Origin of the sequence: Parvimonas oralis, assembly GCF_047608425.1 — a bacterium.
In the GTDB taxonomy this organism is placed as follows: Bacteria; Bacillota; Clostridia; order Tissierellales; family Peptoniphilaceae; genus Parvimonas.
Map to the genome: position 1 here is coordinate 415,980 of NZ_JBLKRS010000001.1, position 22,355 is coordinate 438,334.

At 25.7% G+C, this 22,355-nt stretch carries 21 protein-coding genes; all 21 read left to right on the top strand.

Going from position 1 to position 22,355, the window contains the following annotated elements; translation table 11 throughout:
- Positions 1–3 precede the first annotated feature (3 nt).
- The 21 genes from ACMX2D_RS02090 to ACMX2D_RS02190 all read left to right on the top strand — a co-directional run bounded on the left by ACMX2D_RS02090 (position 4) and on the right by ACMX2D_RS02190 (position 22,336).
- A complete protein-coding gene (locus tag ACMX2D_RS02090; RefSeq protein WP_414972544.1) occupies positions 4–2,337 on the top strand; it encodes a DNA translocase FtsK in 2,334 nt (777 codons plus the stop codon).
- Positions 2,321–2,863 (top strand): CDP-diacylglycerol--glycerol-3-phosphate 3-phosphatidyltransferase, encoded by a 543-nt coding sequence (pgsA, locus tag ACMX2D_RS02095; protein WP_009448752.1) that lies wholly within the window; start codon positions 2,321–2,323, stop codon positions 2,861–2,863. The genes ACMX2D_RS02090 and pgsA overlap by 17 nt, the downstream gene beginning before the upstream one ends.
- A gap of 14 nt (positions 2,864–2,877) precedes the next feature.
- On the top strand, positions 2,878–4,023 hold the full coding sequence (recA, locus tag ACMX2D_RS02100) for a recombinase RecA (RefSeq protein ID WP_009449007.1): 1,146 nt from the start codon (positions 2,878–2,880) through the stop codon (positions 4,021–4,023).
- Positions 4,024–4,206: 183 nt separating this feature from the next.
- Positions 4,207–5,250, top strand: coding sequence for a DUF1015 family protein (locus ACMX2D_RS02105; protein ID WP_414972545.1), 1,044 nt, complete (start codon positions 4,207–4,209; stop codon positions 5,248–5,250).
- A gap of 11 nt (positions 5,251–5,261) precedes the next feature.
- Positions 5,262–7,079, top strand: coding sequence for an aminotransferase class I/II-fold pyridoxal phosphate-dependent enzyme (locus tag ACMX2D_RS02110; protein WP_414972546.1), 1,818 nt, complete (start codon positions 5,262–5,264; stop codon positions 7,077–7,079).
- Positions 7,080–7,253: 174 nt separating this feature from the next.
- Positions 7,254–8,249: a phosphate acyltransferase PlsX gene (gene plsX / locus ACMX2D_RS02115; protein WP_414972548.1), complete on the top strand. Its 996-nt coding sequence runs from the start codon at positions 7,254–7,256 to the stop codon at positions 8,247–8,249.
- Positions 8,249–8,470 carry an acyl carrier protein gene (locus ACMX2D_RS02120; protein ID WP_414972550.1) on the top strand — a complete coding sequence of 74 codons (222 nt, stop codon included), beginning with the start codon at positions 8,249–8,251 and terminating at the stop codon, positions 8,468–8,470. Before plsX ends, ACMX2D_RS02120 begins: the two co-directional genes overlap by 1 nt.
- Before the next feature lie 11 nt (positions 8,471–8,481).
- The gene (gene rnc, locus ACMX2D_RS02125; protein WP_414970758.1) at positions 8,482–9,198 is read left to right on the top strand and encodes a ribonuclease III; all 717 of its coding nucleotides are present in this window, start codon (positions 8,482–8,484) and stop codon (positions 9,196–9,198) included.
- Entirely contained in the window at positions 9,191–10,270 is a 1,080-nt protein-coding gene (locus ACMX2D_RS02130; RefSeq protein WP_414972551.1) for an elongator complex protein 3, read from the top strand. Before rnc ends, ACMX2D_RS02130 begins: the two co-directional genes overlap by 8 nt.
- Entirely contained in the window at positions 10,260–13,796 is a 3,537-nt protein-coding gene (gene smc / locus ACMX2D_RS02135; protein WP_414972552.1) for a chromosome segregation protein SMC, read from the top strand. Before ACMX2D_RS02130 ends, smc begins: the two co-directional genes overlap by 11 nt.
- Before the next feature lies 1 nt (position 13,797).
- Entirely contained in the window at positions 13,798–14,778 is a 981-nt protein-coding gene (ftsY, locus tag ACMX2D_RS02140) for a signal recognition particle-docking protein FtsY (protein WP_414972554.1), read from the top strand.
- Positions 14,779–14,920: 142 nt separating this feature from the next.
- Complete coding sequence (ylxM, locus tag ACMX2D_RS02145; RefSeq protein WP_041953918.1) at positions 14,921–15,274, top strand: YlxM family DNA-binding protein; 354 nt, start codon at positions 14,921–14,923, stop codon at positions 15,272–15,274.
- Positions 15,275–15,286: 12 nt separating this feature from the next.
- Positions 15,287–16,630 carry a signal recognition particle protein gene (ffh, locus tag ACMX2D_RS02150; RefSeq protein WP_009448572.1) on the top strand — a complete coding sequence of 448 codons (1,344 nt, stop codon included), beginning with the start codon at positions 15,287–15,289 and terminating at the stop codon, positions 16,628–16,630.
- 17 nt (positions 16,631–16,647) lie between these two features.
- The gene (gene rpsP / locus ACMX2D_RS02155) at positions 16,648–16,902 is read left to right on the top strand and encodes a 30S ribosomal protein S16 (protein ID WP_004833375.1); all 255 of its coding nucleotides are present in this window, start codon (positions 16,648–16,650) and stop codon (positions 16,900–16,902) included.
- Positions 16,903–16,913: 11 nt separating this feature from the next.
- Positions 16,914–17,141, top strand: coding sequence for a KH domain-containing protein (locus ACMX2D_RS02160; RefSeq protein ID WP_009448561.1), 228 nt, complete (start codon positions 16,914–16,916; stop codon positions 17,139–17,141).
- A gap of 4 nt (positions 17,142–17,145) precedes the next feature.
- The gene (gene rimM / locus ACMX2D_RS02165) at positions 17,146–17,646 is read left to right on the top strand and encodes a ribosome maturation factor RimM (protein WP_414970753.1); all 501 of its coding nucleotides are present in this window, start codon (positions 17,146–17,148) and stop codon (positions 17,644–17,646) included.
- Positions 17,639–18,331 carry a tRNA (guanosine(37)-N1)-methyltransferase TrmD gene (trmD, locus tag ACMX2D_RS02170; protein WP_414970752.1) on the top strand — a complete coding sequence of 231 codons (693 nt, stop codon included), beginning with the start codon at positions 17,639–17,641 and terminating at the stop codon, positions 18,329–18,331. The genes rimM and trmD overlap by 8 nt, the downstream gene beginning before the upstream one ends.
- Positions 18,332–18,388: 57 nt before the next feature.
- Positions 18,389–18,736 (top strand): 50S ribosomal protein L19, encoded by a 348-nt coding sequence (rplS, locus tag ACMX2D_RS02175; RefSeq protein WP_009449063.1) that lies wholly within the window; start codon positions 18,389–18,391, stop codon positions 18,734–18,736.
- A gap of 53 nt (positions 18,737–18,789) precedes the next feature.
- Complete coding sequence (locus ACMX2D_RS02180; RefSeq protein ID WP_414970751.1) at positions 18,790–20,076, top strand: replication-associated recombination protein A; 1,287 nt, start codon at positions 18,790–18,792, stop codon at positions 20,074–20,076.
- Position 20,077: 1 nt separating this feature from the next.
- Positions 20,078–21,463 (top strand): asparagine--tRNA ligase, encoded by a 1,386-nt coding sequence (gene asnS / locus ACMX2D_RS02185; RefSeq protein WP_414970750.1) that lies wholly within the window; start codon positions 20,078–20,080, stop codon positions 21,461–21,463.
- Between the two features lie 252 nt (positions 21,464–21,715).
- Positions 21,716–22,336: a helix-hairpin-helix domain-containing protein gene (locus tag ACMX2D_RS02190; RefSeq protein WP_414970749.1), complete on the top strand. Its 621-nt coding sequence runs from the start codon at positions 21,716–21,718 to the stop codon at positions 22,334–22,336.
- The last annotated feature ends 19 nt before the right edge of the window (positions 22,337–22,355 follow it).

Consider the following 22,355-nt stretch of genomic DNA (forward strand, 5'->3'; position numbering starts at 1 on the left):
AATATGGAAAATAAGAGAAAAACAAGGTCTAAGACAAAAAAAACTAATTTTAATAAAGAGTATAAACTATTTAAGAATATTATTTTGGGATTGTTTTTACTGAATTCTTTTTTTATTATATTTTCTTTTTTTGCTAATACAGGATTTTTAGGAAATTTTGTAAAAAATATTTTTCAAAAGTTATTTGGTAGTACATATTTTATATTCTTAGTTATTATGGAAATAATTTATATAGTCGTACTTCTTGGAAAACTAAATAAAAAGAATAAAAATCGTAGCATTATGTCTTTATTATTGTTTTTTAATTATATGGCTATAGTTGATTTATCAAATAACACCTCTAATAATTTGTCAATAAAATTTGCAGTTGTAAAAAATATCACTCCGAAAGGAAGTGGTTATATTGGTGCTATTTTAGGATATTTTTATAATATTATGATTGGAACAATAGGCCTTTATATTTTTACTTTTTTAATAGGATTATTTTTGATATTATCATTTTTAGATATAACATTTGTTGACTTTTTAAAGATTATGAAAAGTTATATTTTAAAAGCTTATGAAAATATAAATAATAAATATTTAAAATATAAAGAAGAAAAAGCACTAAAAGATAAAACAAATGAAGCAAATAATGTAGAAACTTTAGAAATTATTGAAAATGTAGATAATTTTGAAGAAAGAGAAATTGTTGTTTCAAATCACAATGATAGCGTATCTAATAAAAATGATATTGAGATTGTAGAGATGGAAAAAGAGCATTTATTAGACAGTTTTAATTTATTTCCTGATGATAATATAGGTAATTTAGATAAAAAAGATGATATTACTGAAAAAAAATCAGATGATTTAGATATAAAGATTACTACTTCAGAAGTGAAAAAGATAGAATATAAAATTCCATCATTAAGTTTATTAAAGGGAAGTAAAACTAAAGAAACTGAATCGGAATTAACTTTAAAACAAAGAGCTAAAAAAATAGAAACAACTTTAAAAAGTTTTGGAGTAGGAGCAAAAGTTGTTAGAATAAATAAAGGACCAACTGTAACTTGTTTTGAATTACAACCTGATATGGGAGTTAAAGTTAATAAAATTGTAAATCTAGCAGATGATTTATCTTTAGCATTAGCATCATCGGATATAAGAATTGAAGCTCCAATTCCGGGTAAATCTGTTATAGGAATAGAGGTTGCCAACACTTTAAAAGAGAATGTGTCTTTGAAAGAGATATTGTCTTCAAGAGAGTATCAAAGTTGTACTTCTAAGATGCCTATGGCTTTAGGAAAGACGATTTCAGGTGAAATTATTGTTTCTTCAATTGATAAAATGCCACATATGTTAATTGCAGGTGCAACAGGTTCAGGAAAATCTGTTTGTATTAATACATTAATTATGAGTATTTTATATAAATCTTCTCCTGATGACGTAAAGATGATTTTAATAGATCCAAAGGTTGTTGAACTAAAAATATATAATAATATTCCACATCTTGCTATACCGGTCGTAACAGATTCAAAGAAAGCAAGTGCAGCTTTAAATTGGGCTGTTAGAGAAATGGAAAGACGTTATACTTTATTTTCTGATAACCAAGTTAGAGATATTAAAGGCTATAATGAAAAACAAAAGACTGATAAATTGGAAAAATTACCATATTTAGTTATAATTATAGATGAGCTTTCTGATTTAATGATGGTAAGTGCAAATGAAGTAGAGTCATATATTTGTAGACTTGCTCAAATGGCAAGAGCATGTGGTATTCATTTAATAGTTGCAACTCAAAGACCATCTGTTGATGTTATAACAGGAACAATAAAAGCTAATATTCCTTCTAGAATATCTTTCCAAGTATCTTCACAGATAGATTCAAGAACTATTTTAGATTCTTCCGGAGCAGAAACACTGTTGGGAAAAGGTGATATGTTGTTTAATCCTTCCGGGCTTTCAAAACCTATTAGAATTCAAGGTTGTTTTGTTTCTGATAGTGAAGTTGAAGCGGTTGTTAATAATATTAAAGAACAAATGCAAGAAGTGTTTTATGATGAAGAAATTATTAAAAATATTGAATCTGAGGTTTCAAATATGGATAATAGTGACGACGAAGATGTTGATGATTTATTTTATGATGCAGTCAGAATAGTTCTGGAGGAAAATTCCGCTTCAATATCTCTATTACAACGTAAGATGAAAATTGGATATGCTAGAGCCGGAAGAATAATTGATGAAATGGAAAGTAGAATGATTGTTGGAAAACAAGAAGGAAGTAAGCCTAGAAAAATTTTAGTTGGATTTGATTATTTAGATAAAATGAAAGGGGACAATAATGAATATAGCAAATAAATTAACTTTGTTTAGAATATTTTTAGTACCAGTTTTTATAATGAGTTTGTTATTTTTAGGGATTGATAATATTTTAGGCTTTCTAATTTTTGTAATTGCCTCTTTAACTGATATGTTAGATGGATATTTAGCAAGAAGTAGAAATTTAGTTACTACATTTGGGAAATTTATGGATCCTTTAGCGGATAAAATATTAGCATGTTCAGCACTTGTAATGCTTGTACAATTTGGAAAAGTTGAAGCTTGGATGGTTTGTATAGTTTTGGCAAGAGAGTTCATAATTTCAGGGTTTAGACTAATTGCAGCATCAAATGGAATAGTTATATCAGCTAGCATTTATGGAAAAATAAAAACTATAACACAACTTTTTGCTATAAGTTTTATTCTCTTAAATTCTACGAATTTAATAAAAATTCCACTGAATATTGATGTTGTATTGTGGTATATATCTGTTATATTTACTGTAATTTCAGCAGTTGATTATATTTGGAAAAATATAAAAGTATTAGATTTAAACAATATTTAAAATAGGAGGAAATAATGGCAATAAAGAAAACTGATAAGTTTGAAAGAATAGAAGATAAAGATGAAAGAAAAAAAGCTCTATCCATTGCACTTGAAAAAATTGAAAAAGATTTTGGAAAAGGAATAATAATGAGAATGGGTGATGCCCCTAAAGTAAATATAGAATCAATAAGCACAGGAGCAATGAACTTGGATATTGCTTTAGGAATTGGAGGAATACCTAAAGGAAGAATTGTTGAAATTTATGGTCCGGAATCTTCCGGTAAAACTACATTAACATTGCATATAATAGCAGAAGCCCAAAAAATTGGAGGAGTAGCGGCATTCATTGATGCAGAGCATGCTTTGGATCCTGAATATGCTAGAAAATTAGGAGTGGATGTTGATAATTTGCTTATTTCACAACCTGATACAGGAGAACAAGCACTAGCTATTGTGGAAGCATTGGTTAGAAGTTCTGGAATTGACTTAGTTATAGTTGACTCTGTTGCGGCACTTGTTCCTAGAGCGGAAATTGAAGGAAATATGGGAGATTCTCATATGGGATTACATGCAAGACTTATGAGTCAAGCATTGAGAAAGTTAGCAGGGATAATCTCAAAGTCAAATACAACTGTTGTATTTATTAACCAATTAAGATCAAATATTTCAACTAATCCTTATGCCGGTGGAGGTCCTGCTGAAACTACAACAGGAGGTAGAGCTTTAAAATTCTATGCGAGTGTAAGAATCGATATAAGACGTGCTGAACAATTAAAACAAGGTGATGGAGAACCATATGGAGCAAAAACTAAAGTAAAAGTAGTTAAAAACAAAATGGCACCTCCATTTAAAACATGTGAATTTGATATAATTTTTGGTGAAGGAATATCAAAACTTGGAATTATAGTTGATATGGCAGCAGATAAAAATATTATTAAAAAGTCAGGTGCATGGTATAGTTGTGGAGATATTAAATTAGGACAAGGAAAAGAAAAAGCAAAAGCTTATTTAGAAGAACATCCAGCATTTTTAGAAGAAATAAAAGAAAAAATATATGCAGCTTATGGCATTGATTATGAGAAAAAAGATGTTCCGGAAGAAATTGAGACAACGACTTTAGTAGATGAAGAAATCGAAAATTCAGAAGAATTATTGTTGGATGATTTAATAATTGAATAATTTTTATATTAAAGATGAGATTAGATGCTCATCTTTTTTATGTGGATTCTATATAAGATGATTTTTATTTATTATTATGATATAATAAATATGATTTTATTCCATATATTAAAGCGATATTTTTTATATAATAGTCGTTTTAATTTAATTATGATATAAAATAATTATTTTTTAGGAGGTTTTATGAAAATAGATTTATTGAAAGACAGTTTTATAAATATTTCTAAAAATATTTATGATTCTGATTTTATTAATTTAGCAAAAATTAATTGTGGAAAAATATGTTTTGATGATAACACTCTGTTTCTTTCTAAAAGTAGTAAAAATAAACTAAATTCTCAACCGATAGAAAATAACAAAGAATGTATTTATATTTTTAAGTATTTTGATTCTTATGGGATACTAGCTGATTTGCCAATTGAAGAATATATTTCTGAGAAAATAAAATGTCATGAACTTGTTTTACCGGATGTTATTCAAGGGATGATTGCAAATTATCATATTTACAATTCCGAAACCGCTCCTTCTTTCATTGTGCATAAAGAAGAAATTGATTATGAAAGTATTATTGAAGAAAAAAAATACGAAAAAGAATATCATTTTGATAATATTGATTTATATGTATATTTTAGAGATGAAGCAAAAGAAATTCTAGAAAAATTTTCAGGTATAGAGCAAATGTATGTAGCTGATGGTCACCATAGATTATATACATCTTCCATGTTAAAAAACAAAAATACTGTTTTTTCTTGTTTTTTAAGTTTTTCACAAGTAAAAATTTCTCCTATTCATAGAGTAATAAAAAATATAGATGCTACTTCTTTTGAAAAGGCAAGAATATTTATGGATAGCTTTTTAGAAGTTTTTGATGAGGGAGAATTGAAAAAAGGATTTGTCAGAATATCATATCAAGGAGATTCTTTTCTTGTAAAGTTAAAAGATACAGAAAAGGATTTGTTTTGGAATAATGATGTTTTTAGAATGAATACTCAAATTATTTCAACGGCTTTTAGAATTTTAAATTTTTCAAATGTTGAATATATTGGAGATTGTGATTTAGATTCAACGAAGAAAAATCTTGGTAAAAATGAAGTATTAATTGAAATTTGTCCATTAGATTCTGATGAATTTATGGAATTAGCTAATGAAGTCTGTGTACTTCCACCGAAATCTACATTTTTTATTCCAAAGTTTCCATCATTTTTAGTTTTTAAAAAGTATAAATAGGAGGTACTTAAATGCAAGCAGTTATATTAGCCGCAGGACTTGGTAGCAGATTAAAGAAACTTACTGAAAATAATACAAAATCAATGGTAGAAGTAAATGGCATTTCTTTAATGGAAAGAATGCTTAGAATATTAGATAAAAAATCTCTTTCAAATATTGTTGTCGTTACAGGATATAAGAGTGAGTTTTTTATTAATTATATAAAGTCTCTAAATATAAATACTAAATTGACTTTTATAAACAATGAAATTTATGATAAAACGAATAATATTTATTCAATGTTTCTTGCTAAAAATGAAATGATTAATGAAGATAGTATTTTACTTGAATCTGATTTGATTTTTGATGATAAAATGATTACAGAAATCTTAGAAGATAAACGAAAAAATTTAGCTTTGGTTGCAAAATATGAACGTTGGATGGATGGAACTTGTTTAAAGATAAATGAGGATGAGGAAATATTAGATTTTATTCCTGGAAAAGATTTTAATTTTAAAGATGCAAATAATTATTTCAAAACTATAAATATTTATAAATTTTCTAAAGAATTTTCAAAAAATATTTATTTTCCTTTTTTAGAAGCATATATGAGTGCTAATGGAAAAAATGATTATTACGAAGCGGTTTTAAAGACAATAATTGATTTAGGTAAAAATCATATATATGCAAAAGTGATATCAGAAGATATTAAATGGTATGAAATTGATGATGAACAAGATTTAGATATTGCTTCTTCAATATTTTCAACAGGAGATGAAAAACTTGAAAAATACCAAATAAGATATGGTGGTTATTGGAGATATCCTAAATTACTGGACTTTTGTTATTTAGTAAATCCATATTTTCCACCTAAAAAAATGATAGATGAATTAAAATATAATTTTAAAGTGCTTCTTGAACAATATCCTTCAGGACTTAATGTCAATTCGAGTCTTGTGGCTAAAATTTTTGATATAAAGAAAGAAAATATTGTTGTTGGAAATGGAGCTGCTGAACTTATAAAATCAGTCATCGAAAAAATTGATGGAAATATTGGTTTTATAAGGCCTACCTTCGAGGAATACCCTAATAGACATAATAGCGAAAAATCAATAGTATTTATTCCAAAAAATGATAATTTTTCATATACCGCTAAAGATATAATTGAATTTTATTCTAATAAAGATATAGAAGCATTGATTTTAATTAACCCTGATAACCCTACAGGTAATTATATCTGTAAAAAAGATGTTTTTACTCTAATTGATTGGGCAAAGGATAAAAAAATTAAATTTATCTTAGACGAGAGTTTTGTTGATTTTGCAGAAGAAGAAAATTCTACATTTTTAGATAATGAGTTATTAAGTTTATATGATGATTTTATTGTTGTAAAAAGTATTTCAAAATCTTATGGAGTTCCGGGTATTCGACTTGGGATTGTTGCAACTTCAAATTCACATTTAATTTCTATGGTTAAAAAAGATGTTTCAATTTGGAATATAAATTCATTTGGAGAATATTATCTTCAAATATATGATAAATATAAAAAAGTTTATGCTAATGCATTAACTGAAATAAAAAATGCTAGAAAGATTTTTTTAAATGAATTAAACAAAATTGGAGAATTTAGAGTTATACCATCTCAAGCCAATTATTTTACTATTGAATTGAAAAAGGGAAATTCTAAAGAGTTATGTTCTAAAATGCTTGAAAAATATAATATATTTATAAAAGACTTGACTTCAAAAATTAATTTAAAAGATAGAGAATTTATTAGAGTAGCTGTTAGAAATATTGAAGATAATGAAATTTTCATTTTAGCAGTTAAAGACTATTATAAAAATTTATAGCTGCAAATATACAATATATTAAAATATTAAACAGTAAATTTTAACTAAATTATAATAAATTTACTGTTTTTTATTACATAAATACATAATAAAATAATTATTAATTTTAAAATAAAAATTTGTATAAAAGTCATAAATATGATATACTGAAGTGTATTAATGTTGGAGGTAATTATGAAAATTATAGTAGATTTATTGGGGTCAGATAAAGGTGCTGAAACAATTTTTAAAGGGGTAATAGAAACAAGTAAATTACTTAAAGATTTGGCTTTTGTAGTTATTGGTCCAAAAGAAATAATAGAAAACATAGATATTGATGACGATTTAAAGAATAGATTAGAAATTATAGATACTAAAGAATATATTTTAAATACAGAAGAACCGACTTTTGCAGTAAGAAAGAAAAAAGAATCATCTATAGTTTTAGGAATGAAGTATTTAGACAAAGGAAATGCAGATGGTTTAATTTCTTTTGGGAGTACAGGAGCTGTTCTCGTATCCGGTCTTCTTATAGCAAAAAGAATGGATAATGTAGAAAGACCCGCTTTAACAATAACATTGCCAACGAATAAAGATAAAATGATTTTATTAGATTTGGGTGCAAATATTGAATGTACTGTTGAAATTTTAAAACAATTTGCAATTATGGGTAATATTTATGCTAAAGAAACTTTAAATAAAGAAAATCCAAGAGTTGCTTTATTAAATATTGGAAGTGAGAATGGCAAAGGAACTAAAATTTTAAAAGAAACATATTCAATTTTAGAGAGTGAAGATATGAATTTTGTTGGAAATATTGAATCAAGAGATATTTTTAATGGGGATGTTGATGTAGTTGTCTGTGATGGATTTCATGGTAATGTATTGCTTAAAACTATTGAGGGTTCTGTTAAGTTTATATTAGATAATATGAAAAAATCTTTAATGTCCTCATTAATTGGAAAAATAGGAGGACTTTTAATTAAAACTCCAATGAAAAAATTAAAAAAAACTTTGGATTATAAAGAATATGGAGCATGTCCTATGTTAGGATTAAAAAAAGTTGTATTTAAAGGACATGGAAGTAGTGATGAAAAAGCCGTTGTTTCAGGCATTGTTTCAATGGTTGATTATATAAAAAAAGATGTAAATTCAAAAATTGAAAAAGAAATTAAGAGAGGAGAAAAATAATGGTTTTTGAAAAAGTTAAAGAATTTTTACAAAATTCATTTAAAGAAAAAGATATAAATTTGGATACTAAATTTAGAGAAGATTTACAAGCTGATTCAATAAAAGTTTTAAGTGTTATTATGGACATTGAAGATGAATATAACCTAGAATTAGATGAAGAAACTATTCGTTCAATTGTAACAGTTAGAGATTTAGTAGAATATATAGAAAAAAATATCTAAGAGGCAATTCAATGATTACAAATGAAAGAAAAAAATTATTGGATGAGTTAATGGGAATACTAGGATATCAATTTAAGGATTTAGAATTATTGAATTTAGCATTTGTTCATAGATCATATATAAATGAATACAAGGATTTTAAATTATCTAATGAAAGACTTGAATTTTTAGGAGATGTTGTTCTTGGTTTTATAGTTAGTGTTGAACTATATGAGCAATTTCCTAATTCTGATGAAGGATATTTGACTAAAATTAGAAGTAAAGTTGTATGTGAAGAATCTTTTTCTAATGCTGCAAGAACTTTTAATCTAGGAAAATATCTTTTATTAGGGAAAGGAGAAGACAATTTTGGAGGTCGAGATAGGAATAGTATTTTAGCAGATACTTTTGAAGCTCTTTTTGGTGCTTTATATCTTGATGGTGGGTTGGAAGTAGTTACAGATATAGCTAATAAATTCTTCTTTGATACTGTTGTTTATGGAATAAATAAAAATATTTTTATAAAAGACTATAAAAGTTATTTACAGGAATATTTTCACAAAGGTTCTTCAACTAAAATTACGTACACACTAGTTTCAGAAAGGGGTCCAGACCACGACAAAGAGTTTGATATGTGTGTTAATATTGATGAAGTTATTATGGGATATGGAACGGGTAAAAATAAAAAACAGGCTGAACAACAAGCAGCAAGAGATGCTCTTATAAAGTCAGGAGCAATAAGTGAATAAATGTAATATAATTCCTATTTTTGTTCCACATATGGGATGTCCACATGATTGTATCTTTTGTAATCAGAGAAAAATTACTAATTTTGTAGATGTTCTTGATGAAATTGATATGCGCAGAAATATCGAAAAATATCTTTCGTATTTTAAAAACAAATCAATTCCTATTGAAATTGCTTTTTATGGAGGTAGTTTTACAGGATTAGATAAAAATTTAATGATAGCTTATCTTAATATAGCCAAAGATTATATAAATAAAGGTTTAATTAAATCTATAAGATTATCTACTAGGCCTGATTATATAAGTAGAGAAATTTTGGATATATTAAAAAAATATGAAGTTGGAACTATAGAATTAGGTGTTCAATCTATGACCAAAACAACATTAGACTTAAATAACAGAGGACATAATGTAGAATGTGTATATGAATCATCTTTGCTTATAAAAGAATATGATATTAAATTAGGTCTACAAATGATGGTCGGACTGTATGGAGACACTTTTCAAACTACATTGAATACAGCTTTTGAGTTATGTAAAATTAAACCAGATTTTGTTAGAGTATATCCTACACTTACTATAAGAGATACAGGATTGGAAAGACTTTATTATTTTAAAAAATATATACCAATGAGTCTTGAAGATTCTATTTATTTGTGTAAGTATATTTATATACTATTTGAATATTATCATATACCTATAATTAGATTAGGGTTACAAAGTAGTGATAATATTTCAGAAGATGGAGATGTAGTTGCAGGACCTTACCATCCATCCTTTAGAGAACTTGTTGAAAGTTCTATTTATAGGGAATTTATAGAATATTATATGAGTATTTTTGATATTAAAGATAATTTTATCATTGAATGTAATAAAACTGAAGTTTCAAAAATAATAGGAAACAAAAAATTAAATTTATATTATTTTAAAGAAAAATTTGATATCAATATAAAGATAAAAACTCATATTTTAGATAAAAATATTTTGAAATTAGATGAAAATATAGTTTATATGAATGATTTTATAGATTATTTTTTTAATAATAATATTTTAAGGAGAATTGATGAGACTTAAAAGTATTGAAATAAATGGTTTTAAATCATTTGCAGATAAGATAAAATTAGATTTTGAGACAAATATCACGGCGATAATAGGTCCAAATGGTAGTGGAAAAAGTAATGTTGCAGATGCTGTCAGATGGGTTTTGGGAGAACAAAGTGCTAAAACCTTAAGAGGAAGCAAAATGGAGGATGTTATTTTTTCCGGAACAGATAATAAAATTAAAAAAAATTATTCAATTGTGAGTATAACTTTCGATAATTCAGATAACATAATACCTATTGATTTTAAAGAAGTAACTATTTCAAGGAAATTATATAGAACAGGAGAAAGTGATTATTTTATAAATAAATCAAATGTTAGATTGAAAGAAGTTAGAGAATTATTTTTAGATACCGGCATAGGAAGAGAAGGTTACTCAATAATTGGTCAAGGTAGAATTGAAGAAATTATAAATGGAAAATCAGAAGATAGACGAGCTATTTTTGAAGAAGCTTCAGGTATATCAAAAATTAAATATCAGAAGAATGAGTCCCAAAAGAAGTTATTCAGAGCAAAGGATAATTTAACGAGACTTAGAGATATAATTATTCAAAATGAAAATCGATATGGTTTTTTAAAAGGGCAATCTACTAAGGCTAAAAGAGGGATAGCTCTATTAGATAGCATTGAAAAAGCTGAATTTTCTATATCATATAAAGATTATAATAATTTAAGTAGTAATTTTAACAAATATTCTGAGACTTTGGAAATAAATAAAGAGGAATTATCTGATATAAATAAAGAATTTGAAGATGTTAAGTTAAAAATTTCTCCACTTAGAGATGAGCTAAATAGTATAACAAATTTAATTGAAACTGATTCTGCTGAATTGAATAAAATAACAAATAAGAAAAATGATATTATTAATAAAAAGAATGTTTTAATTGAAAGAAACAAGTTTATAAATTTAAATAATCAACAATCTTTAAATTTAAAACAGGAGTATATTAATAATTTAGAAAAAATTAATCTTGAAATTATAGAAAAAGAAAAAAATATTTCTGAAAAACAATTATTTTTAAAAAAATATATAGATGATAAAAATAAAGTAAAAAATAAATTATCAGAAAAAAGAGAAACATTAGATTCTAAATTACAAGTTTTGGATAAGTTTATTTTAGAAAAAAATGAAATTGAAAATAAGATAAATGATTTAGAAACTGAAAAAAGAGCTAATGAAATTGTAACAGATAATATAAAAAAGAAAATCGAAGAAAATACTGAAGAAATTTCAAGATTAAATATTGAAAAACAGAATTTAGAAAAAAATTTATCTGAAAATAAATTCCTTTTAGAGTCTAATATACAAAAAATAGAATATTTAAAGCTAGATATCTCTGAAAAGGAACTATTTATAGCAAATTTAGAAAATGAGCTTAACTTATTGAACAATCAAAATTCTAATATAAATAATGAAATTAACTATAAAAATAAAGAGGTAGTTATGCTTAAAAATTATATTAGAAATTATGAAGGATACGGAAAATCCGTACAAGATTTGTTTAAACTTTGTGATAAAGAAATTGAATTGAAATCGATGATTTGTGGTACTCTAGGAGAGCTTATTTCTGTAGAAGAAAAGTATAAAAAAGCCATTGATACAGTATTATCTTCTAACTTACAAGGGATTGTCGTTCATAATGATTTAGAAGCTAAAAAAATTATTGAAAGAATAAAAAATAATGAAATTGGAAGGATTAACTTTTTTCCAATTTCAAAAATATTATTTAAAAAAGAAAATAGCAATTTAATTGATAATAACATATTATCTTTTGCAAATGATGTAATAACTTGTGATGATGAGTACAAAAACATAATCAATTATTTTTTGGCAAATACTGTAATATGTGATGATTTGGATATTGCCTTGAAATTATCAAACAAGTATAAAAATAGATTTAGGATTGTTACATTAGATGGTGATGTAATAAATAGCTGGGGTTCTATATCAGGTGGCTATAAGTCAAGTAAAAGTTCTTTTTCAATAATCGGAAGAAAACAACAATTAAATGAAACTTTATCAGTTATTGAAAATTTAGAAAATAATTTGAAAAAAAATTCAAATAGAATTTCTGATATAAAAAATAATATAAATCTTAATAAAGAAAATTTACTTAATTTAAAATCAGAAAAAGATGATAATAACTTAAAAATCGATTCATTGCAAAAACTAATATATAAGAATGAATTTGATATAAATAATATTTCTGAAAAGATTGATGAAATTGCTAATTATAAAGAAAATCATTATGGATTTAATTCGGATAAGGAAAAGGAATTACTTTTATATCATGATAAGAGTGCAGATATCAATGATACAATTAGTAGAATTAATTTAGAAATTAATGAAATAAAGAATTTTATTTCAGAATTGGAAAAAGATGAGATTATTGTAATAAATAACTTGGACTCAATAGAAAGAGATATAAATGTTTTAGATAATTCTAGAAATATTTTATTGGAAAATAAAAATTCAAATGAAAATAAGTTAAAACTTAAAGTAACAGAATTAGAAGAATTTGAAGAGCAATTAAAAAATAATTTATCTGAAATAAAAAGAATAGAAAAAATTAATGATGATTTAGACATTAAAATTGATAAATTAACTAATTCAATAGGCTTTAATATTGACTTAAAGAAAAGATTGGTGTTTGATAATGAAGAAATCTCAAAAAGATATTCTGAATTAAGTGAAAAATCTTTAACTTTAGAAAAAGAAATTGAGAAAAATGATCTTAGAATTTCAAATATAAAAGAACAATTTTCGAGTTTAATTAATAGACTGTGTGAAGAGTATTCTTTAACTTTAGAAAATTGTGAGAAAAAAATGCAATTGTATAAAAATGAGCATTTTAATAAAGAAGAATTGAAAAAATTAAAAGAAAGTTTAAGAGAATTAGGTTCTTTTAGTTATGATTCTATTGAAGAATTTGAAAAAGTAAAAACTGAACTCGAATTTCAAAAAAATCAGGAAATTGATTTACAAAATTCTATAGAAGATATAAACAAAATTATATTAAAATTAGAAAATACGATGAAAAAAACTTTTGTTAATGAATTTAAAAATATAAATGAAAATTTTTCAAATATTTTTAAAATTCTATTTAATGGTGGAGAGGCAAGACTTGAGCTTGATAGTGATGATATTTTAAATTGTGGAATAGATATTGTTGCAAAACCTATAGGAAAGAAAATGCAGACATTGTCTTTAATGTCTGGAGGTGAAAAATCATTAACAGCTGTAGCTTTATTGTTTGCTATTTTTGAAACAAGACCATCACCATTTTGTATTTTAGACGAAGTTGATGCCGCATTAGATGATTCAAATATATTAAGATATGTTGAATATTTAAAGAATTATTTAACGGAAACTCAGTTTATAATGATAACCCATAGAAAACCTACTATGGAAATGGCAGATATGATTTATGGTGTAACTATGGAACAAAAAGGAGTTAGTAAGATTGTTTCTATGACTTTTAATAAGGAGAATGAATAATATGTTTAATTTTTTTGGGAAGAAAAAAGAAGAAAATGAAACAGAAGAAGTTATTGAAAAAAAACATAGTTTTTTTGAAAAACTAAAAAAAGGATTAGTAAATACGAGAAATAATTTATCAAGCAAGATAGATAATTTACTATCTATGTATACAAAAATAGATGAAGAATTATTTGAAGAATTAGAATATATTTTAGTTTCTGCTGATATTGGTGCCAATGTTACTATGGAGTTAATAGATGATTTAAAAGATATTGTTAAAAGTGAAAAAATTAACGATCCGTCATTAATTAAAGACAAATTAATTGAACTTATGAACTCAAAATTAATTTCCAAAAAATTAAATCATAATTTTAATATTACAGAAGGGGTTCCAACAATTATATTGGTTGTTGGAGTAAATGGAGTTGGAAAAACTACATCAATAGGAAAATTGGCAAATAAATTTAAGACAAAAGGTAAGAACGTAATGCTTGTTGCAGCAGATACTTTTAGGGCAGCCGCAACTGAACAACTAACAGAATGGGCTATCCGATCAGGAGTTCCAATAATTTCCAATGAAGAAGGAGCTGATCCTGCATCTGTTGTATATGATGGAATTCAAAGCGCAAAAAGTAAAAAAATTGACATTTTAATTTGTGATACAGCTGGTAGACTTCATAATAAAAAGAATTTAATGAATGAGTTAAATAAAATTACAAGAGTAATTGATAGAGAATTCCCTGAAGCTAACAAAGAGGTAACTCTTGTTCTTGATGCTACTACAGGACAGAATGCTATTGTTCAAGCGAAAGAATTTAGAGAAACTGCAAATATTGATAGTGTAATTCTAACGAAGTTAGATGGAACTGCTAAAGGTGGCGTTGTATTTACAATTCAACTCGAAATGGGGATACCTGTTAAACAAATAGGTATTGGAGAAAAAATAGATGATTTACAAGATTATAATGATGAGGATTTTGTAAATGCAATTTTTAGGTAATTATTAAAAATTAACGTTGAAATATGCGTTAATTTTTTTTTGAAAAATATTACAAAATTTATAAAAAAAGTATTGACAAATCTGTATTTAATGATATAATATTAAGGTCAAGAAAAAAACTTGACCCATTTAAGAGGTGATTATGGAAAAAATAGTTGAGATAGCTGTTCTGTTTGATTATTATGGTAAACTTCTTAGCGATAAGCAATATAATGTTGTTGATCAACATTGTAATGAAGATTTATCTCTTAGAGAAATTGCTGAATTAAATGGAATTTCTAAACAAGGTATATCAGATATTTTAAGTAGAGCAGAAAAAAAATTAAGATTTTATGAAGCTGAATTAAAATTAATTTCTAAATTTGAAAAAATAAATAATAGTTTAAAAGAAATTAACTTATTAATTGAAAGTTCAAAAAATGTTGATTCCACTTTGCTTAATATTCTAGATGTTATTCAAAAGAAAAATAACGAAATTATCGAAAATGATTTATAGGATGTGGTAAGAATGATATTTGAGAATTTATCTGAAAAACTTCAAGGAGCATTAAATAAATTAAGAGGCAAAGGAAAATTATCTGAAAAAGATGTAGATCTTGCCATGAGGGAAGTTAAACTCGCACTTTTAGAATCAGATGTTAATTTCAAAGTTGTAAAACAGTTTATAAGTAATGTAAAAGAACGTGCTATTGGTAAAGAAGTTATGGAGAGTCTAACTCCAGCACAACAAGTTATCAAAATTGTAAACGAAGAACTTACTGCTCTTATGGGGAAAAAGGAAGAAAAGATTCAAATTGATTCCAATCCTCCTACTGTTATTATGCTTTGTGGATTACAGGGTGCAGGAAAGACTACACATGCAGGGAAACTTGCAAGATATTTTTTAAAACAAAACAAAAGGCCTTTGTTAGTTGCATGTGATGTTTATAGGCCAGCAGCAATAAAACAATTACAAGTTGTTGGTAAATCAGTTGATGTTCCGGTGTTTACTATTGATGATTGTAAGGATGTTACCAAAATAGCAAATGAATCAATAAAATTTGCTAATTTTAATGCTAAAGATATAGTTATTTTGGATACTGCTGGTAGATTGCATATAGATGATATTCTTATGGAAGAATTGAAATCTATAAAATTATCAGTTAAACCGATAGAAATTTTATTAGTAGTAGATTCCATGACTGGACAAGATGCTGTAAATGTTGCTGAAAGTTTTAATAATGAATTGGATATTACAGGAGTAATAATGACCAAATTAGATGGAGACGCCAGAGGTGGAGCTGCTTTATCTATAAAGGCAATAACAGGAAAACCTATTAAATTTATTGGTGTTGGTGAAAAATTAGATGATTTAGAACAATTCTATCCTGATAGGATGGCATCAAGAATTTTAGGAATGGGGGATATTTTATCTGTAATAGATAAGGTTCAAAAACAATTTGATTTAAAACAAACAAAAGAACTTGAAGAAAAAATTAGAAAGCAAAGTTTTACATTAGATGATTTTTTAAGTCAAATGCAACAGGTTAGAAATATGGGTCCATTGCAAGATTTACTTTCAATGATGCCCGGTGTAAATTCTAAAATGCTAAAAGATGTTAACATTGATGAAAAAGAACTTGATAAAATAGAAGCTATGATTTTATCAATGACAAAGAAAGAAAGAGAAAATCCGGACATAATTGACAACTCAAGAAAGCAAAGAATTGTTAAAGGTTCCGGTACTAGTATCACTAATCTTAATAAATTGCTTAAACAATTTAAGGATAGTAAAAAAATGATGAAAAAAATGCAAGAAATGACTAAAGGAGCTAAGAAAAAAGGAAAATTTGGTTTACCTTTTTTTAAATAAATTTTAAGGAGGACAATATGGCAGTTAAAATTAGATTAAAAAGAATGGGTTCAAAGAAGAAACCATTTTATAGAATAGTTGTTGCCGATTCAAGAGCACCAAGAGATGGTAAATTTATTGAGGAAATTGGATATTATAATCCACTAACAGAATCAAAAGAAATTAAAGTTGATGCTGAAAAGGTAAATGCTTGGATTAAAAATGGTGCAAAACCAACTGATACTGTGAATAGACTATTTAAAAATAATAATATATATTCTGAAAATAAATAAGGACTGTATATATGAAAGAATTAGTAGAATTTATGGTTAAATCTTTAGTTGATAATCCTGAAAATTTAGTTATAACCACTGAAGAAGATGGTGAGATATTAAAGATTATTATTAAAGCAGATGAAAATGATATTGGGAAAATTATAGGAAAGCAAGGTAAAATTGCTAAGGCTATTAGAACAATTGTTAGATCTTCTGCAATGAAGTTAGGTAAGAAGGTAATCGTAGAAATAAATTAGTATTATGGAATTTATAGAAGTTGCAAAAATTATAAATGTTCACGGAATAAAAGGAACTGTAAAAATATATTCATTGACTTCAAATATTGACAGATTTAAGGATGATTGTAAATTTTATATTGACAAAAAAATACCTGTTACTGTTAAATCTATAAGGGAATTAAGTTCAGAACTTGCTTTATTAACTTTTAATGAGTATGATAATATAAATCAAGTATTAGAATTTAAGAATAAAGGACTTTTCGTTGAAGAAAGTAATTTATTGAAGCTTCCTGATGATGAGTATTATATATACAAACTAATTGGAATGTTTGTATATGATCAAAATAATAAATTTATTGGAAAATTAAAAAATGTTTTGACAACATTGGCTAATGATGTTTATGAGATTGATTATAATGGAAAAAGTGTATATATACCAGCAGTAAAAGAATTTATAAAAGATGTTAATATTGAAAAATCTATAATGAAAGTAAATATAATTGATGGTATGTTAGATGATTAAGATTACAATTTTGACTTTATTCCCTGAATTCATCGAATCAATAAGAAATTATGGTGTTTTAGGGAAAGCTATTGAAAAAGGTATTATAGAGTTTGAAATTTTGAATATTAGAGATTTTTCTGTTGATAAGCATAATAAAGTTGATGATGAAATATATGGTGGTGGAGCAGGTATGTTGATGACTGTTCAACCGGTTTTTGATGCCATAAATTTTAGTAAGAATGATAATTCTAAAGTTATATTTCTATCTCCACAGGGAGAAGTTTTGACACAAAATAAATGTAAAGAGTTATCTAAAGATGAACATTTAATATTTTTATGTGGTCATTATGAAGGTATTGATTCCAGAATTATAAATAATTTTGTTGATGAAGAAATTTCTGTAGGTGATTATGTTGTTACTGGAGGAGAAATTCCTGCCATGTTACTTATGGATGCTGTTTGTAGAATGGTAGATGGAGTATTAGGAAATTCAGATAGTGCTCCTACGGATTCACATTATAGTGATTTATTACAATATGATGTTTTTACAAGACCTAGAAATTTCAAAGGATTAGAAGTTCCGGAAGTTTTACTTAATGGAAATCATAAAGAAATTGAAAAGTGGAGAGAAAAATCTTCATTAGAAAATACGAAGAAAAAAAGACCTGACTTATACGAAAAGTACATTTTAAAAAAGAAATAGGATGTTCCGCTAGTTTATAAAAATAAATTAAGAACATTGATATTAGGAGGAATTGTTGTGGATATAATAAAACAAATTGAAAATGAACAATTAAGACAAGAAAAATTTGATTTTAATGTTGGTGATACAGTTGTTATCGGATATAAAATCAAAGAAGGAAATAGAGAAAGAGTTCAAGCATTTGAAGGAACTGTAATTAAAATTCAAGGAAAAGGTTCAAGAGCAACTTTTACTGTAAGAAGAGTATTACAAGGAGTTGGGGTAGAAAGAACATTCCCAATTCATTCTCCAAGAATCGAAAGCTTAAAAGTAGTTAGACGTGGTAAGGTAAGACGTGCAAAATTATATTACTTAAGAGATAGAGTAGGTAAAGCTTCAAAAGTTAAAGAATTAAAGAAATATTAAAAATTAAGTACCTCGATTTTTCGAGGTACTAATTTTATAGAAAAGAGGAAAATATGGATTTATTTAAAATGAATTACAATTTATTTTCTAAATTATCAAAACCGTTGGCCGAAAGAATGAGACCGAAAGATTTGTCTTTTTTTGTTGGTCAAGATAATATAATAAAAAACAATTCTGTGCTTAAAAATATGATTAAGAATAATAGATTTTCTTCAATGATATTATATGGTCCTCCAGGATCGGGGAAAACATCACTTGCAAATATTATTTCTAGTAGTACTGATAATTATTTTGTAAAAATTTCTGCAGTTACTTCTGGAACAAAGGAAATAAAAGAAATTGTTGAACTTGCAAAAGATAATTTATCAATGTATAATAAGAGAACCATACTATTTATAGATGAAATACATAGATTTAATAAAATGCAACAAGATTATTTACTTGAGTATGTAGAAAATGGAGATATAATTTTTATTGGAGCTACTACTGAAAATCCTGCTTATGAGGTAAATAACGCATTATTATCAAGAGTTATAGTTTTTGAGTTACAAACACTTAGTTTTGAAAATTTAAAAGATATAATTGATAATGCTATTTTAAATGATGAAATTTTAAAAAGCAAGAAAATCAGTTATACTGAAGATGGTATTAGCTATTTAATAAAAATGTCAAATGGAGATGCAAGAACAGCTTTAAATTATTTTGAACTAATTGTTGACAATATAGAATCAGACGAAAAAATAATTTCTGAGGATATAATAAAAAATATTTTTGATAAAGTAAAAATCTATTATGATAAAAATTCAGATAAACATTATAATTTTATCTCTGCTTTTATAAAGTCTATGAGGATTGGAGATCCTGATGCGGTAGTATACTATTTAGCATCAATGCTAATTTCTGGAGAAGACATTAATTTTATTGCTAGAAGAATGATTATTTTTGCGTCTGAGGACATAGGAAATGCTAATCCAAATGCATTAGTTTTGGCAAATTCTTGTGCGGAGTCAGTAAAGAAAATTGGGATGCCTGAAGCAAGAATAATTTTATCACAATGCGCAATTTATCTTGCGTGTAGTGAGAAAAGCAATACATCTTATTTAGCTATAAATAAAGCATTAAAATATATTAAAGAAAATGGACTCGAAGAAGTTCCTGATTTTTTAAGAAGTTCAAAAACTATTTCAAAGAAAAATGAGGAATATAAATATCCTCATAACTATGAAAATATGTTTACAGGTCAAGAATATTTACCTGAAAAAATTAAAGATTTAAAATTTTATAATCCTAAAAATATTGGATTTGAAAAAAATTTTTTTGATAAATTAGAGGAGGAATAATATGTTTTTATTAAAAGATATTTTTGCAAATGAAAAAGATTTTATTGACAAAGAAGTTGAAGTAGCAGGCTGGATAAAAAATAGTCGTTTTAACAATAATATTGGTTTTATAGAACTTAATGACGGAACTACATTCAAGAGTATTCAAATTGTGGTTGAGTCAAAATTAGATAATTTTCAAGCTATATCAAAATTATTATTACCTTCTGCAATTATAGTTAAAGGTAAACTTGTTAAAAGTCCAGGCGGAAAACAAAATTTTGAAATTAATGCTTCTGAAATAGTTGTTGAAGGAGAATCTACTGATAAATATCCTCTTCAAAAGAAAAGACATACATTTGAATTTTTAAGGACTATACAACATTTAAGACCAAGAGCAAATACATTTAATGCAGTTTTTAGAGTTAGATCAATTTTAAGCTATGCTTTACATAAGTTCTTTTTTGAAAGAGGATTTGTCTATGCACATACACCAATCATTACAGCAAGTGATGCAGAAGGTGCAGGAGAAATGTTTAGAGTTACAAATTTAGATGTAGATAATCTTCCAAAAACAATTAATGGAGAAGTTGATTTTTCTCAGGATTTTTTCTCAAAACCTACAAACTTAACAGTTAGTGGGCAATTAGAAGGGGAAGCCTTTGCTATGGCATATAGAAATATTTATACTTTTGGACCGACATTTAGAGCTGAAAATTCTAATACTACGAGACATGCTGCAGAATTTTGGATGATAGAACCAGAAATAGCATTTGCTGATTTAAATGACGTAATAAAATTATCAGAAGATATGGTTAAGTATATTATTAAATTTGTTTTGGAAAATGCACCGGATGAAATGAAATTTTTTAATGATTTTATAGATAAAGGATTGATTGAAAGACTGAATTCTGTTGTTAATTCCGAATTTAAGGTTATGACATATACAGAAGCAATTGAAATTTTAAAATCGTCTAAAGAAAATTTCAAATACCCAGTTGAATGGGGAGTTGATTTAAAAACAGAACATGAGAGATATATTTGCGAAAAAATTGTTAAAGGTCCTGTATTTTTAACCGATTATCCAAAAGAAATTAAAGCTTTTTATATGAGATTAAATGATGATAATAAAACTGTTGCTGCTACCGATATGTTAGTTCCGGGAATAGGTGAATTGATAGGCGGAAGTCAAAGAGAAGAAAGATTAGATATATTGGAACAAAAAATGAGAGATTCAAATATGAATATTGAAGATTATTCTTGGTATTTAGATTTAAGAAGATTTGGCGGAACAAAACACGGTGGATATGGATTAGGATTTGAAAGAATGTTGATGTATTTAACAGGAATGCAAAATATAAGAGACGTATTACCTTTTCCAAGAACAGTTGGACTATGTGAATTTTAATTTAATAAAAAGAATATTGATGAGGTGTTTAAAACATCTCATTTTTTATTGAACAATAACAATAAAATAGTATGTTAATAATATAGATAAGTGTAAAAATATGGTTAAAATATAATTAATTTTAAAAATTTAGTATATATTAAATAATTTTAATAAATAATCTTTTTAATTATTAAAATTAGATTTTTTTGTAATAATATGATATAATTATGATGTATTTTTATTTCGTAAATGCAATAATTGAGGTGTGTTATGATAAAAAATAAAAAAGAAATTATTTTAATTACTTCTATGTTTTTAGGATTAACTATTTTAGGTTTTGGTTATAAATATTTGTCATCTAATAAACAGAACAAGATAGTAGAAAATATTAATAGTGAGAATAAACAACAGAAAGAAGATGATTCTTTAGAGAATAATAAACAAAGTTCTGAAATTTATATACATATAGATGGTGAAGTAAAAAATCCGGGTGTATACAAGATGAAAAACGGAGATAGAGTTAATGATGTCATTCAAGCTGCAGGAGGACTAACTGATAATGCAGATAAAAGTAAAATTAATTTAGCTATAAAGATAAAAGATGAAATGAAAATACACATTTATAAAATAGGAGAAGATAAAAACAATTCCAATTCAAAATCATTGGATGAAAATGCAAATTCTAATTTAAATAATACTAAATTGATTAATATTAATACTGCAAGTAAGGACGAACTTTGTAAATTAAATGGAATTGGAGAAAACAAAGCTAAACTTATTATTCAATATAGAGAAAAGAAAAAATTTACAAAAATAGAAGATATAACAAAAGTTTCAGGTATTGGAAAGAAAACTTTTGAAAAAATAAAAAATGATATAACAGTAGAATAGGAAAATAAAATGAAAAATA

Excerpts from the sequence above, each read along its gene's own strand:
- ACMX2D_RS02110 (WP_414972546.1), top strand. The coding sequence starts at position 5,262 with ATGCAAGCAGTTATATTAGCCGCAGGACTTGGTAGCAGATTAAAGAAA.
- ACMX2D_RS02090 (WP_414972544.1), top strand. The coding sequence starts at position 4 with ATGGAAAATAAGAGAAAAACAAGGTCTAAGACAAAAAAAACTAATTTT.
- trmD (WP_414970752.1), top strand. The coding sequence starts at position 17,639 with ATGATTAAGATTACAATTTTGACTTTATTCCCTGAATTCATCGAATCA.
- pgsA (WP_009448752.1), top strand. The coding sequence starts at position 2,321 with ATGAATATAGCAAATAAATTAACTTTGTTTAGAATATTTTTAGTACCA.
- rimM (WP_414970753.1), top strand. The coding sequence starts at position 17,146 with ATGGAATTTATAGAAGTTGCAAAAATTATAAATGTTCACGGAATAAAA.
- ACMX2D_RS02190 (WP_414970749.1), top strand. The coding sequence starts at position 21,716 with ATGATAAAAAATAAAAAAGAAATTATTTTAATTACTTCTATGTTTTTA.
- asnS (WP_414970750.1), top strand. The coding sequence starts at position 20,078 with ATGTTTTTATTAAAAGATATTTTTGCAAATGAAAAAGATTTTATTGAC.
- ACMX2D_RS02120 (WP_414972550.1), top strand. The coding sequence starts at position 8,249 with ATGGTTTTTGAAAAAGTTAAAGAATTTTTACAAAATTCATTTAAAGAA.
- rnc (WP_414970758.1), top strand. The coding sequence starts at position 8,482 with ATGATTACAAATGAAAGAAAAAAATTATTGGATGAGTTAATGGGAATA.
- ffh (WP_009448572.1), top strand. The coding sequence starts at position 15,287 with ATGATATTTGAGAATTTATCTGAAAAACTTCAAGGAGCATTAAATAAA.
- smc (WP_414972552.1), top strand. The coding sequence starts at position 10,260 with ATGAGACTTAAAAGTATTGAAATAAATGGTTTTAAATCATTTGCAGAT.
- ACMX2D_RS02180 (WP_414970751.1), top strand. The coding sequence starts at position 18,790 with ATGGATTTATTTAAAATGAATTACAATTTATTTTCTAAATTATCAAAA.
- recA (WP_009449007.1), top strand. The coding sequence starts at position 2,878 with ATGGCAATAAAGAAAACTGATAAGTTTGAAAGAATAGAAGATAAAGAT.
- rpsP (WP_004833375.1), top strand. The coding sequence starts at position 16,648 with ATGGCAGTTAAAATTAGATTAAAAAGAATGGGTTCAAAGAAGAAACCA.
- ylxM (WP_041953918.1), top strand. The coding sequence starts at position 14,921 with ATGGAAAAAATAGTTGAGATAGCTGTTCTGTTTGATTATTATGGTAAA.
- ACMX2D_RS02160 (WP_009448561.1), top strand. The coding sequence starts at position 16,914 with ATGAAAGAATTAGTAGAATTTATGGTTAAATCTTTAGTTGATAATCCT.
- ACMX2D_RS02105 (WP_414972545.1), top strand. The coding sequence starts at position 4,207 with ATGAAAATAGATTTATTGAAAGACAGTTTTATAAATATTTCTAAAAAT.
- ftsY (WP_414972554.1), top strand. The coding sequence starts at position 13,798 with ATGTTTAATTTTTTTGGGAAGAAAAAAGAAGAAAATGAAACAGAAGAA.
- plsX (WP_414972548.1), top strand. The coding sequence starts at position 7,254 with ATGAAAATTATAGTAGATTTATTGGGGTCAGATAAAGGTGCTGAAACA.